At 61.7% G+C, this 14,662-nt stretch carries 11 protein-coding genes; 2 read left to right on the top strand and 9 right to left on the bottom strand.

All coding sequences use genetic code 11. The annotated features are described in order from the left end of the window. Positions 1-966: 966 nt before the first annotated feature. Positions 967-2,271, bottom strand: coding sequence for a glycosyltransferase (locus tag VMA09_07675; protein HUA33468.1), 1,305 nt, complete (start codon positions 2,269-2,271; stop codon positions 967-969). Between the two features lie 116 nt (positions 2,272-2,387). Here VMA09_07675 and VMA09_07670 point away from each other — a divergent pair, with 116 nt between their 5' ends. Further along, the gene (locus VMA09_07670) at positions 2,388-3,626 is read left to right on the top strand and encodes a D-alanyl-D-alanine carboxypeptidase family protein (GenBank protein HUA33467.1); all 1,239 of its coding nucleotides are present in this window, start codon (positions 2,388-2,390) and stop codon (positions 3,624-3,626) included. A gap of 6 nt (positions 3,627-3,632) precedes the next feature. Here VMA09_07670 and VMA09_07665 read toward each other — a convergent pair whose 3' ends face one another. From VMA09_07665 to VMA09_07630, 8 genes are all read right to left on the bottom strand, one after another. Then, positions 3,633-6,998, bottom strand: coding sequence for an adenylate/guanylate cyclase domain-containing protein (locus tag VMA09_07665; GenBank protein HUA33466.1), 3,366 nt, complete (start codon positions 6,996-6,998; stop codon positions 3,633-3,635). A gap of 261 nt (positions 6,999-7,259) precedes the next feature. Beyond that, positions 7,260-7,949, bottom strand: coding sequence for a TIGR02453 family protein (locus tag VMA09_07660; GenBank protein HUA33465.1), 690 nt, complete (start codon positions 7,947-7,949; stop codon positions 7,260-7,262). Between the two features lie 9 nt (positions 7,950-7,958). After that, complete coding sequence (locus tag VMA09_07655; protein ID HUA33464.1) at positions 7,959-9,449, bottom strand: D-aminoacylase; 1,491 nt, start codon at positions 9,447-9,449, stop codon at positions 7,959-7,961. Positions 9,450-9,467: 18 nt separating this feature from the next. Continuing rightward, positions 9,468-9,701, bottom strand: coding sequence for a sulfurtransferase TusA family protein (locus VMA09_07650; protein ID HUA33463.1), 234 nt, complete (start codon positions 9,699-9,701; stop codon positions 9,468-9,470). A 41-nt stretch (positions 9,702-9,742) separates the two neighbouring features. Beyond that, positions 9,743-10,213 carry a nuclear transport factor 2 family protein gene (locus VMA09_07645; GenBank protein ID HUA33462.1) on the bottom strand — a complete coding sequence of 157 codons (471 nt, stop codon included), beginning with the start codon at positions 10,211-10,213 and terminating at the stop codon, positions 9,743-9,745. Between the two features lie 24 nt (positions 10,214-10,237). After that, positions 10,238-11,002 carry a glucose 1-dehydrogenase gene (locus VMA09_07640; GenBank protein HUA33461.1) on the bottom strand — a complete coding sequence of 255 codons (765 nt, stop codon included), beginning with the start codon at positions 11,000-11,002 and terminating at the stop codon, positions 10,238-10,240. A gap of 35 nt (positions 11,003-11,037) precedes the next feature. Beyond that, a complete protein-coding gene (locus tag VMA09_07635) occupies positions 11,038-11,655 on the bottom strand; it encodes a DsbA family oxidoreductase (protein ID HUA33460.1) in 618 nt (205 codons plus the stop codon). Then, positions 11,594-13,675: a serine hydrolase domain-containing protein gene (locus tag VMA09_07630; protein ID HUA33459.1), complete on the bottom strand. Its 2,082-nt coding sequence runs from the start codon at positions 13,673-13,675 to the stop codon at positions 11,594-11,596. Before VMA09_07630 ends, VMA09_07635 begins: the two co-directional genes overlap by 62 nt. 175 nt (positions 13,676-13,850) lie before the next feature. Between VMA09_07630 and VMA09_07625 the strand changes: the two genes are divergently transcribed. Next, positions 13,851-14,651, top strand: a complete 801-nt coding sequence (locus VMA09_07625; GenBank protein ID HUA33458.1) for an SDR family NAD(P)-dependent oxidoreductase — start codon at positions 13,851-13,853, stop codon at positions 14,649-14,651. Positions 14,652-14,662 lie beyond the last annotated feature (11 nt).

The raw sequence follows: 14,662 nt of genomic DNA, 5'->3' as shown, positions 1-14,662 counted from the left end.
TCTGGGTCGGCAATTTAGCTTTTAGTCGAATCGGTTTAAAGTGCCGGGCGCGTTGAAGATCATGGGACAATTCCCAAGATCGACGGATAGTTGTTTAGAACGGTAGCGCACAATTGGGCCTTGCCTCTCCAAAAAAATACACTGGGCCGCGCGTCCCTGCCCGCCTTCAAGATGCGCGCGCAGCGCCGCTTCGATTCTGCGGACAACAATCGGTGGCGCAAGCCGTGCGGCTCGCACATCTCAATCGCGGGCAGGGACGCCCACCCCCACTATTTTTTTTGGAAATCAGATCCTGAGAATCGGCGCTACGCGAGCGATAAGCTTCGGCGCTACTCTACCGTGGCATTGGCCGGGCGATTTGCCGGGCGGAGATCCCTACGGAGCGGGTGGCGGCGGTGGAGATTGACAACCTGTGCAGCCGGAGACGCACACCGTGAACGACTCGTTGGCGCCGTTCTGGTTGACCACCATGGCCTCCCAGCCTTGTGGCGACGTGCTGCTGAACGAACTTTGCTCAACGTTTCCGATGTATGGAGAGCCTAGTTGGCATCCTCCGCCTAGCGCCAGGTCAGTGCTCCGCATCCGGTGATGGTGGTGCGATCGTCTGGAGGAACTCGAGACCCTTCACGCATAGAGGTGGCATTGGCAACCATCCGCACATTCGGAAAGGGCGGAATACTCAGAGCGCCGACACATAGGTAGATTGTCCCCGTCGGCGGCACCAGCGCAGCGGGCGCGGCCTCGGCTCGGAATGATAGCGCCGAGAGTGCGATCAGATTCCACCGCGAGGAGCCTTTTCACGATTCGATTCGCTTCTCGACCTTTGGTGAAAAACCCGCTCGCCACTCGCGCCAAGGCTGTTCTTGAATTGTTATTGTGTCGGAATACTTTTACCTTTAGTAACTACGCGCAACGACGAATGTCGCGGTCGGCATACGTACCAGCTAAAAAGACGAACGATCTTTATTATGCAGCGCGCGACGCCGAGCTCGGTACGCCGGGGGCTTCGGCGAGCTCGGCGCGGCGGCATCGCATGATCAGTTCGCTGCGCGCGATGTAGGCGGCTTCCTCAACTTCGAAGCCGTGGCGCTTCAGAATTTCGGTGAGGCTTTCGCGCGTGTAGTGCGTGATGTGCTCGTCCTTGTATCCGCCCGGCATCAACACGCCGTAGATCGGCTCGATAGTGCGCCATCCGATAGTCGCGTAATCGGGAGTGCCGATGATCAGCGTCCCGCCCGGCCTCAGCACGCGGCGCATCTCGGTGAAGAGCGAATCGTCAAACGGGATATGCTCGATCACCTGCGAGCTGATCACGCAATCGAACGAGGCATCCTTGAACGGCAGCGCGAACGCCGAGCCGCGCGTGAGCGGGATACTGTAGCGGCGCAGGAAGCGCAGCTTGGCGAAGTTGAAGTCCATCCCGACAGCGTGGTTGAGGCTCTGCACGATGATGCTGGAGCCGCATCCGGCGTCGAGGATACGCTCGGCGCCGCGCGCCCACGAGACGGTGATGTGATGCCGCCGATGATGCCAGAAGCGCTGAATCGGGATCACGCTGTAGTAGCCGCGCTCGTCGTAGTCGGCCGATTCGAGCGAGTTGCGCAGCTTCCACAGCTTGAACGCGGAGCGCACGATGGCGGTGCCGAAGCGCAGGAGTCGCGCGTGCGAGCGTCCTGCATCGCGGGGGAAATACGTGAATGGTACTTCTACGACGCTGAAGCCGTTGGCGTACGCCTTGACCAGGATCTCCTCAACGACTTCGAAATTATCGCTTTTGAGGACCAGACCTTCGATAGCTGCGCGGCGGTACAACCGGTAGCCACTCGACATATCGCGCACTGGAATCGACAAGAGCCGATGCAAAAATTGATTGAGCGCGGCGCTGGTGAATCTGCGGATGAAGTTCGCGTAGGCGACACCGCCGCGCGTGTAGCGCGAGGCGATTACGATGTCGCCGCGGCCGCGCGCCGCCCACATCTTGGAGACGAAGTCGGGCTCGTGCGACATGTCGCCATCGAGGGTGAGGACGTAATCTCCGGCCGCTTCGGCAAACCCGGTTTCGATCGCACCGGCATAGCCGCGCCGCCGCTCCATCACGACGCGCGCGCCTTGCGCCACAGCCTCTTCGCGCGTGCCGTCGCTCGAGCCGCCGTCGACGACGACGATCTCGTAGCTGACTCGCTCGCGCTCAAGAATCGCCTTGAGCCGCGGGATCAGCTGGCGAAGATTGTCGCGCTCATCCTTTACGGGAAGGACTACCGATACATCCATAGCCGACTAGAATTCTTTATGTGTAATCCAGTGGAAATGGAATACATCGGGCGCCGGCGCTTGCTGTGCAGCGCCGGCAGCCGTAGCCTTTAGCCACCTGGAGGAAGGGGACGACGATGGGCGAGCGGGCAGGTTCGGGTTTCCTGGCGAAAACCACAATCATGGTGGCAATCTTCATGGCCGTGGCTGCTGGCAGCGCCGCTGCCGCGCGCCATCACACCTCACATGCCGAAAACGCGCCGCCATCGATTCCGCTTACCGATATCCACGTGCTCGGAAATCGCCCCGCGCCGTTCGCGCTCGACGCTCGCGCAGCTTATCTGATCGACGCCAAGACGGGAGACGTTCTCTACTCGTACAACGAGCACGAGAAGATCCAGCCCGCCAGCCTAGCCAAGATTATGACGTTCTATCTCGTCCTCGACGCAATGAAGAACGGCAAGGTCAGTACAGACACCAAGGTAACAATCAGCGAGCAGGCCTGGCGGCTATCAGTTGATCAAACCGTCTCGCACATGTTTCTCAACGTCGGGCAGCAGGTTTCGGTGAACGACTTGCTCTACGGCCTGATGGTTTCGTCGGGTAACGATGCCGCCGTTGCGCTCGCGGAATACGTCGGTGGATCGACCGATGCGTTCACTAACATGATGAACGATAAGGCGAAGGCGATCGGCCTGACCGATACTCATTTCGCCAATCCTGACGGATTGCCGGTCGAAGGCGAATCGACCACCGCGGCCGACATGGTGAAGCTCGGACGCTCGCTGCTGATGAATCATCCCGAGGCGACTACGTACACGTCGGCCAAGGAATACGTCTTCAATAACATTCACCAGAACAATTTCAACGCGCTGCTTTTTCACGATTCGCGGGTCAACGGAATCAAGACCGGCCACGTCGCCGAAGCCGGCTATCACCTGGTCGCGTCAGCCTCGTCGAACGGCACCAACCTTATCTCTGCCGTGCTCGGCACACCGAGCGAGGAGAAGCGCCGCGACGAAACCGAGAAGCTGCTGGACTGGGCGTTTCGGACCTTCGTCAGCTATCAGCCGGATCTCAAGAAAGTCCCTGCAACGATGCCGGTGACAGGTGGCGTCGAGGATGTCGTAAAGATCGGTCCTGCCGGCATCCCGGCGGTGACGCTCGCGCGCGGCGAGGATCAGCGCGTCAGCGTGAGTTGGGCGCCGGCTGAGCGCTACGTCAACGCGCCGTTCCCGAAAGGCACGCAGGTCGGTGAGGTTGAGGTGACGCTTGATGGCAAGCCGCTCGCCGCAATTCCGATCGTCACGCAGGCGGCCGTCGATCGCGGCGGGATTTTCAAGCGCCTCAAGGATCGCGTCGAGCGCGCGCTCTGAAGATTGCTAGCGTAGCTCGCCGAGCATCCGCGATGCTTCCACCAAATCGACGGTGTCGAAGCCTTCGCTGAATCGCGCATAGAGCGGCGCGACCAGCTCGCGTGCCTCGACGCGCTTGCCTGATGCAATCATCAAACGCGCCAGGCTGAGCGCCGCGCGCAGCTCGAAGGACAACGCCTCCTGGCGCTGCGCCACCTCGATCGCGTGGCGCAGGGATTTCGCTGCCGCGTCTGCGCTATCGGATCTCAGCGACAGCAACTCTCCTTGCAGTCGAAAAATTTCGGCCTCGTTGAGACGATGATTGTACTTTTCGCAACGCTCGATCGCCTCGTCGATAACCGCAAGGCCCTCGTCCGGCCGCTTCATGGCAAGGTAGATCTCCGCCAGCATCACGTTGGAGTACGAGTAAACCAATTCTCCGCCGCTCGCCGCCAGGTCCTTGCGCCCCTGCTCCAGAACCTTCAGGGCGCGTTCGAAATCTCCCTCGTCGGCAATAATGCGGCCCATGATCGTCGTTCCGGTAGCGAGCCAGTAGGGAAATTCCTTTTCGCGCGCAAGTTCAATCAGCGCGTTGCAGGTTGCCGCCATCGCCGGATTCGTATCGCGCCGCAGATGCCATAGCGAGAGCGAATAGAGCAGCGTGAAAGCGATGCTGAAGGGACGGCCGAAGTCGCGGGCCAGCTTCGACGCCTCTTCCATTCGCGCCAGCCCCTGATCCGGATAGCCGAGCACGAACAGGCTCCACGAGATATTGCATCGCGACGGAATGACCGAGGTTTGCGGGCTTGGCAGGTATTGCGCAAGGTCCGTATCGTAGATCGCGATCGCCTTGTCGAGATGATCGCGCGCCGCGCGGAATTCGCCGAGCCAGGTCAGCGTCGAGCCAAGCGCGGCGTGCGCGCCCGCCCGCGCCACCTTCTTGTCCGCATGTTCCGACAGCGACAGCAGCTTGTTGCCCATGTCGCGCGCCTCGCCCAGACGTCCGCTGGAAAAGTAGAAGCTCCATAGCGAGAACATCACGGGGAAGATTTCGGGCACCTCGCCCAGGTGGCGGCAGATCAGTTCGGCGCGGCGGAGAATTACCGGCAACTCGGCCGAGGAAAAGCCCTGCGTCGACACCAGCATCGGTCCGAGCTGCACCAGCAGCTCGAGCTCGCGCTTATCGCGCTCGTGCGATTGCGCGAGCGTGCCCACCAGGCGCAAGCCGTCGCGCGTGTAGCGGATCGCGTCGTCATACGCGGAGAGCATGAAGGCCTGCTTGCCCGCGCTTTGGCAGTACTGAATCGCCTTGATCGGATTGCTGCTGTGGCTGTAATGATGCGCCAGTTCGCCGAGATGGTCCTCGAGCTTGGCGCTGAAGATGTTCTCGATTGCATCGGCAGCGCGCTCATGGATTTGCCGGCGCCGCTCGACCAGCACCGATTGATACGCGACGTCCTGGGTCAGCGCGTGCTTGAACGTGTACTCGCTCTCGGGGAACGACGGCTGCTCATAAATGAACTCGCCGAGTTGCAGATTCTGCAATAATGGAACGAGCGTTTCGTCGGAAGCGCCGGTGACGCTGCGAATCAGGCCGAGCGGAAATTCCTTGCCGATGACAGAAAGTGTTTGCAGCAAATCCTTTTCGGCCGCACCAAGACGATCGATGCGCGAGGCGAGGATTCCCTGCACCGTCGCCGGCACCTGGATCGTCGCCGCCTCGCGCCGCAACGTCACGCCGCCGCTATCGCCGTGTTCGAGTATTCCTTCGTCAAACAGCACCCGCACCATCTCTTCCATGAAGAAGGGATTGCCCTCGGTGCGGCTGATGATCATGCGCTTTAGCGGATCGAGCTCGCGCGCTTCGCCGAGCAGCGCGGCGAGCATCTCGCTCGCCATCTCGGGCCCGAGCGGGTCGAGCCGCAACTGCGTATAGCAAGTCTTGTTGCCCCACTGATGGCGATACTCCGGGCGGTAATTCACCATCATCAGGATTCGCGTGGGACCGACACTATCGGCCATCGCGTCAAGCAATCCCTGCGTTTCGGAATCAATCCAGTGGAGGTCCTCGACGATCAGGATCAGCGGCTGATTGAGGCTCTCGCGCAGGATGATGCTTTTGACCGCATCGCGCGTGCGCCGGCGCTGAACCGCGGGATCGATTCCTTCAAGCATTGCTCCCGCATCGACTCCGAGCAGGGAAAACAAGTATGGGAGCGTGTCCTCAAGCGCACGGTCGAGAGCGAGCACCTTGCCGGTGATCTTCTCGCGGCGCGTGCGCTCGTCATCGGAGTTCGCGATACGAAAATACTCGCGCAGCATCTCGACGATCGGCAGGTAAGCCGAAGCGCGCCCGTGCGACACCGAAAAAGTTTCGAGCACGGCGCAGTCCACACCCGCGGTCAGCTTGAATTCATGAAAGAGCCGCGACTTGCCGACTCCCGCTTCTGCGACTGCGGCAACGATCTGGCCGTGCCCGGCACAGGATAGATCGAGCGCGCGCCTGAGCTGCTTCATCTCGGCATCGCGGCCCACGAACTTCGACAGCCCGCGTTCAGCCGAGATCTGAAGGCGGGTCCGCAACGGCCCGAGGCCAGTCACCTCGTAGATATTGACCGGCTCGCTGACACCTTTGACGCGGGCGGGACCGAGCGCGCGAAATTCGAAGTATCCCGCGCAGAGCTTCTGCGTTTGCTCGGCAACGACAATCGATCCAGTCGGCGCCAGCGTCTGCATCCGCGAGGCGAGGCTCGTCGAATGCCCGATCGGGGTGTACTCGACGTGCTCATCACCGGTCCGAATCGTCCGTACTACTACCTCGCCGGTATTCACTCCCACGCGAGTCTCGATCGGCGGATGCCCCTTCTCGCGCAGACGCGCCGAATACTTGCGCATCTCGATTTGCAGCCGCAGGGCGGCATAGAGAGCGCGGGCGGCGTGATCTTCGTGCGCGACCGGTGCGCCGAACAGCGCGAAGATCCCGTCGCCCGTCGACTGCACGATATATCCGTCGTAGCGATGAACCGCATCGATCATCAGGTTGAGAGCAGGATCGACAATCTCGCGCGCTTCCTCCGGATCGAGCTCCTCCATCAGGTCCATCGAACCTTTGATATCGGCGAACAGCGCCGTAACAGTTTTGCGCTCGCCATCAGGCGCGCTCGCCGCGGAAGCTTCGGCAGTGATCCTCACGGCAGGCCCGGATTTCGCGGACTGAGTATTCGGCGCCTGCGACGCGGCCGCGCCGAGCGGAGTCGCGCACTGGCCGCAGAACTTGAAGTTGGGAGGATTGTCGAATCCGCACTGCGCGCATCGATTCTGAAGCGGCGCGGCGCAGTTGCCGCAGAACTTCATGCCAGCAGGATTGTCGGTATCGCAACTCGAGCAGCGCATCGCCATGAATCTATCGCGCCCGCGTCATGCAGCCAACGATTGATCGTCGCTGCCAACAGTAGAGGAACCGGCAATGCTCGCGAGCCGTCGCTGAAAAACAAATATAGTGGGGCGGGCGTCCCTGCCCGCCATTAAGACGGCGCGCCGCGCGCCCTCCATGTTTGTAAAAAAGGTGGCGCGGAGACGACTCGGGGCAATCTAACGGCGGGCAGGGACACCCACCCCACTATATTTTCGGGCAAGGACGAAGACCGGCTCCAGCTACCAGCGCAGCCCAACAGCCTCGGTGATGAACTTCACGTATGGCGATGCGGACTTGCACAGCTCGGTGTACAGCTCCAGGAAGCGCGGCGAGCATACTTCGGCGCGCGTGAACTGCGCCCCGCCGATGAAGTCTTTGCGCTTGATGTCTTCGATCAGCGGATGCTCCGGGTCGAAGCCCCTGGGTGGGCGCGTCAGCGAATCGCCCTCGATATTGAAGCGCTTGAGAAACTTCTTGTCACCGACCGCGCGCTTCCAAATCGCGGGCCGCGCGACGATCGAGCGCCGCATCTTTTCGAGCGTGTCGGGCGTCGGATGGAACAGTCCCACGCCCGCAAACGCCTCGGCCGGCGAGAGCGACAGATAGAACGCTGGTGTCGCGCCGAAGTCCGCGTCGCGATGATGGAACGCCGCGGCCGCATTGGTGCGATACGGAGTCTTGTCGCGCGAGAACCTGAGATTGCGGTAGATGCGCATCATCGAGCCGCCGGTCGGCCGCGGATCGGCGTCGAAGTGCTTGCCGATCGCGCGCAGACGCGGCGCGAAGTCGGCGATGAAGCGGAGCATCGGCGTACGCACCTCGTCCTCGTAACGCGACTTGTTGTGCTGGAACCATTCGCGATTGTTGTTGCGGCTGAGCTCCTCGAAGAACTCGAAGAACGCCGGTGAGAAGTAGCGCGATGCGGCCATCGGAGCTCCTCAGCCGCGGCGCAGTCCGCGTCCAGGCCGCGCACCCGTATGCTGTCCATCGGCGACGACGGCGGTGCCGTTGACAAACACGTAGTTAACACCGGCCGGATATTCGCGCGGCGAGTCGTAAGTTCCCTTGTCGGCGATTTTCTCCGGATCGAACAATACGAGGTCAGCGAAGTATCCCGGCCGAATATAGCCGCGATCTTCGAGGCGGAACTTGGTCGCCGCCATCCCGGTCATGCGATGAATCGCCTCGGCCAGTGTCAGCACTTTTTCGTCGCGTGTGTAGCGGCCAAGCACGCGCGCGAAGGTGCCGTAGAGCCGCGGATGCGGCCGGCTGCCGGTCGCGATTCCGTCGCTGCCGATCATCGTCGCCGGATGCCGCATCACCGTGCGCACGTCGTCCTCGTGCATCGTATCGACGACCACGACGGCGCCGGCGCCCTCCTCTTTCACGATTCGCTCGGCAGCCCCAGCCGCGCTCAGGCCCCATTCACTGCAGTAGTCGCAAAGCCGGCGGCCTTCGCGCTCCGGATGCTTCGGCATCGAGGCAAAGAGCACGCCCTCGGCAGGCACGAGGCCGATTCCGCCGCGGCCCGCGCCGAAGGCGTCGTTCTGCAGTACGGCGGCTAGCGAGGTGCTTCCGGAGCAATATGGATACTGATCGGAATTAACATCGATGCCGCGGCCACGCGCCTCATCGACGAGCGCGAGCGACTCGCGCACCTTGCCCCAGTTCTCCTTGCCCGAGGCCTTGTGATGCGAAATCTGCACCGGCACTCCCGCTTGTTCTCCGATAGTTATTGTCTCGCGGACCGAATCGAGCAGGCCGGCGGCCTCGTCGCGCATGTGGCTCGCGTAGAGGCCGCCACGAACCGCGATCTCCTGCGCGAGCGCAACTATTTCTTCGGTCTTCGCGTAGCGGCCGGGCTCGTAGATGAGTCCCGTGGATAGACCGACCGCGCCCGCGTCGAGCGCGGCGCCGAGCCAATGGCGCATCGCATCGAGCTCATGCGGATGAGGCGCGCGCGTCTCGTCTTCCATCGCGGCCAGGCGCAGCGTGCCGTGCCCGACGAGGACCGCGACGTTGAGACTCGGCGGCACGCGATCGATCGTCGCCAGGTAGCCCTCGTAGTCGTCCCAGTCCGGAATCGATGCTCCCGCGTGCCAGGAACGGAACATCGAGCGCGCAACGGCTCCAGGAGCGGCCGCCATTCCACAGTTGCCGACGACGTCGGTCGTCACACCCTGCATCACCTTGAAGTCCATCTCGGGCGTCGCGAAAACCGCAAAGTCATCGTGACTGTGAACGTCGATAAAACCGGGCGCCAGTGCGAGGCCGCGGCCGTCGATCTCGCGCGCGCCTTGGCGGGCGATCGTGCCGACCTCGACGATACGCGCGCCGCTGATGCCGACGTCGCCGGTAAGCGGGGCGTTGCCCGCGCCATCGAAAATCGTCGCGCCGCGAATCACCAGGTCAAGCCGCTCGTCACTCATCATTTCCCCGCCCTGAGACTATCTTTCGATGCGCAGCCGGAACACGCCGTCTGCCGCCGACGAATCGATCACGGCATAGCCCTCGGCCTCGGCGGCGCGCGGAATATCGCGCGCGCCGCGCGGATCGTCAAGCACGAGATCGAGCGTCTGCCCGCGGCTCATTTTTTCAAGGCGCACTTTCGCATACGCCCAGTTGAGCGGGCACTTGACGCCTCTCAAATCGAGATGAACGACGGCTTGGTCGGGCTGCACTGTCACTAGTTGTAGCAATGAGCCGGGCCGTGTTTCGAGCGCTATGGCGTGCGGCTCTGGCCCTTGGCCTCGGCCCATCCCTGCTTGAGCGGCACGACGTGATGGAAAAAAATCTTGCGCTCGACGAAGCGCCACTCGCCGCCGACGCGCCGATACTTGTCCTCGTAGTAGCCCGCCGCCGTGACGCTCTCGCCGTTGCGAGTGAAGCGCGCCTCGATGCCGCAGGTACCGTGCGCGATGTCGCCGTCAACGTGGATGATGTGATTCTGGATGAACGGAATCGCCTGCTCGGGCTCACGTACGGACGAACGATAGAACTTGAGCAGCGCATCCATCCCGCGCACGGGACCGTTCGCCGCGCCAGTTACATCGAGCACGCCGTCGTCGGTAAATAGACGCGCGACAGCCTCGCCCTCGCCATGCGATACGTGCCAGCAATATTTCGCGGTCAGCTCTTTGATCGCATCGCGATCCTCGAGCTCCTGGATTCGCTGTTCGAGCGACTTGGCCATCGTGGTTCCCTCCAAGGATTGCGGTTATTGCGCGGTGAAGCCGCCATCGACGACGAAGGTCGCGCCGGTCACGAACGACGATTCGTCCGAGGCGAGATAGAGCGCGCAGTATGCGATGTCGTAAGGCGTGCCGAGCCGCTGGATCGGCGATTTCAGGATCATGCCGCCCTGGGGCCGGATCGGATCGACGACGGGTGCGATCATCGGCGTGTCGATCGCGCCCGGACAGATACAGTTGACGCGTATTTTCTTCGGCCCGAACTCGACGGCGAGCGCGCGCGACAGCGCGACCATCCCGCCCTTCGCCGCGGTGTATGCGTGGGCAGCGCCGCCGCCGATCATTGCCGCGATCGACGCGGTATTGATGATCGAGCCGCCACCCGTGCGAATCATCTCGGGAATGCCGTACTTGGTGGTGAGAAACATGCTGCGCAGGTTGATTGCGACGACGCGATCCCAGTCCTCCTCGGGGGTGTTGAGCACGTCGGCCATCGAGAGCGGCGACGAAAATCCCACGCCCGCGTTGTTGTAGAGCACGTCGATCCGCCCGTACTTCGCGACGGCGGCCTTGATCAGGTTCTGCACGTCGCTCGAGCTCGACACATCGGCCTGCACGAAGATCGCATCGCCATCGGCGGCGCGGACTTGTGCCACGGTCTTCTCGCCGAGTTCCGGCTTCCAGTCCGACACGACGACTTTCGCGCCTTCTTTCGCGAACAGCAGCGCGGCGGCGTTGCCCTGGCCGCTGCCCGCGCCCGTGATGATTGCGACCTTGTCGGCAAGTCTCATGAATTAACCTTTCGTGGCACAGCGGTGACTGCTCGTCAGTCGCCGAAGATTTCGCCGGCGCGCTTGAGGACCTTGCGCATCGTGTCGGGCGATTGCGCGCCGCGCAGCGCATACTCGCCGATGAAGAAAGTTGGCACGCCATCGACGCCACGCTGATTCGCCGCCAGCGCGTTGTTCTTCAGCTTCATCTGGTACTTGGGCGATTTGATCGCCTCAACGGCCGCAGCCTCGTCGAGGCCGGCCTCCTTGGCGAGCGCGAGCACCGCGGCGGGATCGCCGATGTTGACGTTATCCAGGAAGTAGGCGCGATAGACGCGCTCATCGAACTCCATCGACTTGCCCGCATCGCGCGCATACTCGGCGACCATCAGCGCACTGTGCGAGTTCGTCATCAACGACGGCGGCTTCATCTCAAGGCCCACCGAAGTCGCCATCTCGGTGATTCGCTGCCACGTGGCTTTGCGCGAATCGGCGTTGCCGCCCGGCATCGCGCGCTCGGGCCCGATACCCTCCGCAGGCCAGTCCGGATGAATCTGAAAGCCGCGCCATTCGAGCTCGAAATCGAACTCGGGCTTGAGTTGGCGCATCACCTCAAAGCCGATGTAGCAGAAGGGGCAAATAAAATCCGAAAACATCGCAATCTTGAGCGCCATGGCAAGGCCTCCTGTCGCGACTATAAGAGACCACAGCGCCGCCCGTCAAAAGCGCGCGAAGTCTCAGCGCTGGCAGACGACGCCGAGCATCGCGGCAACGGTATGCGCCATCGACAACGTGATCGTTGAACAGCGCCAGTGCCATCACGGCGCGCTCATGTTCAGGCAGATAGTCGATACGGGTCGCCGGCTCGCCGTTCATCAACTCGTCGATGTTCCTCGCAATCCGATCAACGAAGCGTCCTCGACCAGGCGTTTCATCGAGTCGATTGTAGAGCACGACCAGGGCACGATCGCGCGCGGGATCAAATTCGACGACCGAGGAATAACCCAGCGCTCCGCCCATGTGAAAGTATACCTTCCGCTTCGTATCGAAGTTCCACGCTACTCCGATCTTTCCGCCCGGCCACGTGTCGGCGCGGAGCTGATGCTCGAGTTTCAGGGCGGCCGGCAGAGTTCGCGCTGGCGTCCCGGGCTTTGCCGATCGGCCGATTCGATCGGGATGCAGATTGGCCGCCAAGTAGGTCAGAAGGTCGGAGGCAGTCGACTTGATACCGGCTGCGCCAGCGAACATGTCGTAGTCGTATGCGCCGGGTTGAAAACGGTCGAACGCGGAATTGTAACCCGGCAGCATTCGGCTTTTCTGCGTCTGAGAAAGCTGAACGCCGGTATCATCCAGATGGAGCGGCGCGGTGACCTCAGCCCGCAGCAGATCGGCGTACGAAGTGCCGGCACGCTGCGCCAGTGCATAGCCAAGGAGACTAAAACCGAAATTGCTGTACTCGAACTTTGGCTCAACCGGCTCAGATATTCCGTGTTTGGCGAAATATTCTCGCAATTTCCGCTTGTCATATAGCCCCAGCACGTCAACGTCTTCACCTGCTTTCAGGTTGTCTTCGAATCGGGGAAGCCCGGATCGATGCGTGGCCAGATCGAGCAGTGTTATCTCGGGACCCTGCGGTTTGGTGGCGGTTCCCGGCGGCAGCAGCTCACGCAGCGGCTCTTCAAGTGTGACTTTTTTCTGCTCCACCATTTGAGCCAATGCCAGTCCAGTGAAAGTCTTGGTCACCGAAGCGATTTCGAACATCGAATCTGGTTTGGCGGCGCCATAGCTGAGGATTCGGCGCTGCCCGTGGTCGAGAACACCGATCGCAACGCCCCCGTCGGTCGCCTTGCTCAGCAGGCCATCTGCGACAGCGGACGAGAGTTCTTTGTTTAGAACAACGCCCAGTTGGCTCAAGCTGATGGGTGGCTTGGCCGGAATCTTCCGATCGTCTGCCACCTGCGCCGCTCCGCTTTTGACGCGGAGGAAGTCAAGCTTGAGGGGCGACCATTGACTCCACGCGCCCTTTATCGCCTCTCCGTCAGCAGAGACGGTACCGTCGTATTTCGCGTGAATCGCCGGAAGTTGAAACGAGAAATTGGAGCCGCCGAGTTTGGTATTGGAGCAGGGGAACGGCTTTCCATCCTGGTCGAGCGAATAAAACCATGCTTGAAGCTGGTCGGAATTTGTCTGGATGTGTAGCGCTATCCGCAGCGTCCTAAAGCGCGGGTTCGGCAATACTCCAATCCAGTCGCCATCGATCGCTGAAGGTTTGGACGGCACGTCAGGAGCGCGGTAGGTAAGCGTCGTCCGCCAGGTATTACCGTTGTCCAGCCATTTTCCGCTGATCTTCTTCGCGCTGGCATCGAGGCTCCCATCAAATTTGAACCTATTCGTATCAAAGCTGAAACTCAGGTTAGTGCCGTCGAGACGCGAGGAAATTGCTGGCACGTTCCACGCATTTGAGTTCGGCATGTCCATCAGGACGGACAACTGCCCCGAGGCTCCCGACGATATGTAAATCGTCAGCGGCGTTTTGTCTTGCCCAACTTCTATGTTTCCATCCCAGATGCCGTCGATCTTCGGTGGCGTCCCTGCGCGGAGCTCCGCGGGCACGAGCAACGTCGCGATGGCGACCAACGCAAACACCATGCGGTTCCGAATGCCGACTTTCAGTGACGCCAGTCTCGACTCCATTTGGACCGCCCCTTACCGATCAGGATCAGTCGTGTAATCTAGCAGTTATGCGCTCGGATGTGGATGCAGGATTCGCCCTCGTCCAAATCGCCGCCGAGCCGCCGATTTTCGCAGGCTTGCCGCTGTGTTAGTTACCTGATGAAGGCGCGCTACGCGCTCCTTTCGAGGTGAAGCGATGATTCTCGACAGTCTCAAGCTCGACGGCAAGGTCGCGCTGATAACGGGTGCGGGACGCGGACTTGGGCGCGCGATGTCGGTGAAGTTCGCCGAGGCGGGGGCCGATATCGTCGCCGCGTCGCGGACTCCGGAGCCGCTCGAGCAGACGGCGCGCGAGGTCGAGCAGACCGGCCGTAAGTGCCTGGTCGTCCCGGCCGACGTGACCAATTCACAACAGGTCAACGCCGCAGCCGCGGCCGCGATCAAGGAATTCGGGCGGATCGATATCTTGATCAACAATGCCGGCGGCGGCGACGAATCGGCCGCGAAGCCGATCGAGCAGATCACCGACGACGAATGGCGCCGCGGCATCGACACCAATCTGACGAGCCAGTTTTATGCCTGCCGCGCCGTGCTGCCGCAGATGGTCAAGCAGAAGCGCGGCAAGATCATCAACCTGTCGTCGGGATATGGACTTCGAGGCGGCAAACATAACTATATGTATGCGTGCTCGAAGGGCGGCGTGATCCAGTTCACACGCTCGCTCGCTCTGACCTACGCGCAGTACAACATCCAGGCCAATTGCATCGTGCCGGGAGTCTTCCCGCACGCGGGCGCAAATCAGCAGTTGATGGACTTCTTCAAGGGCGGCAAGTTCATCCCTGTCGGCCGCCTCGGCGAAGATGACGAGCTTGGGCCGCTGGCGATTTTCCTTGCCTCGGACGCGTCGAATCACATCACCGGCGAGTTCATCGCGATCGACGGCGGCGGCCTCGCGGGCGGCATCTCACCGACCGGCGTTCTACCTCACGCCAACTGAACCTGCGGATA

The sequence above is a fragment of the Candidatus Binataceae bacterium genome, from assembly GCA_035508495.1.
Classification (GTDB): domain Bacteria; phylum Desulfobacterota; class Binatia; order Binatales; family Binataceae; genus JASHPB01.
The sequence above is the reverse complement of the archived record's forward strand: the minus strand, read 5'-3'. Positions and strand labels throughout refer to the sequence as shown.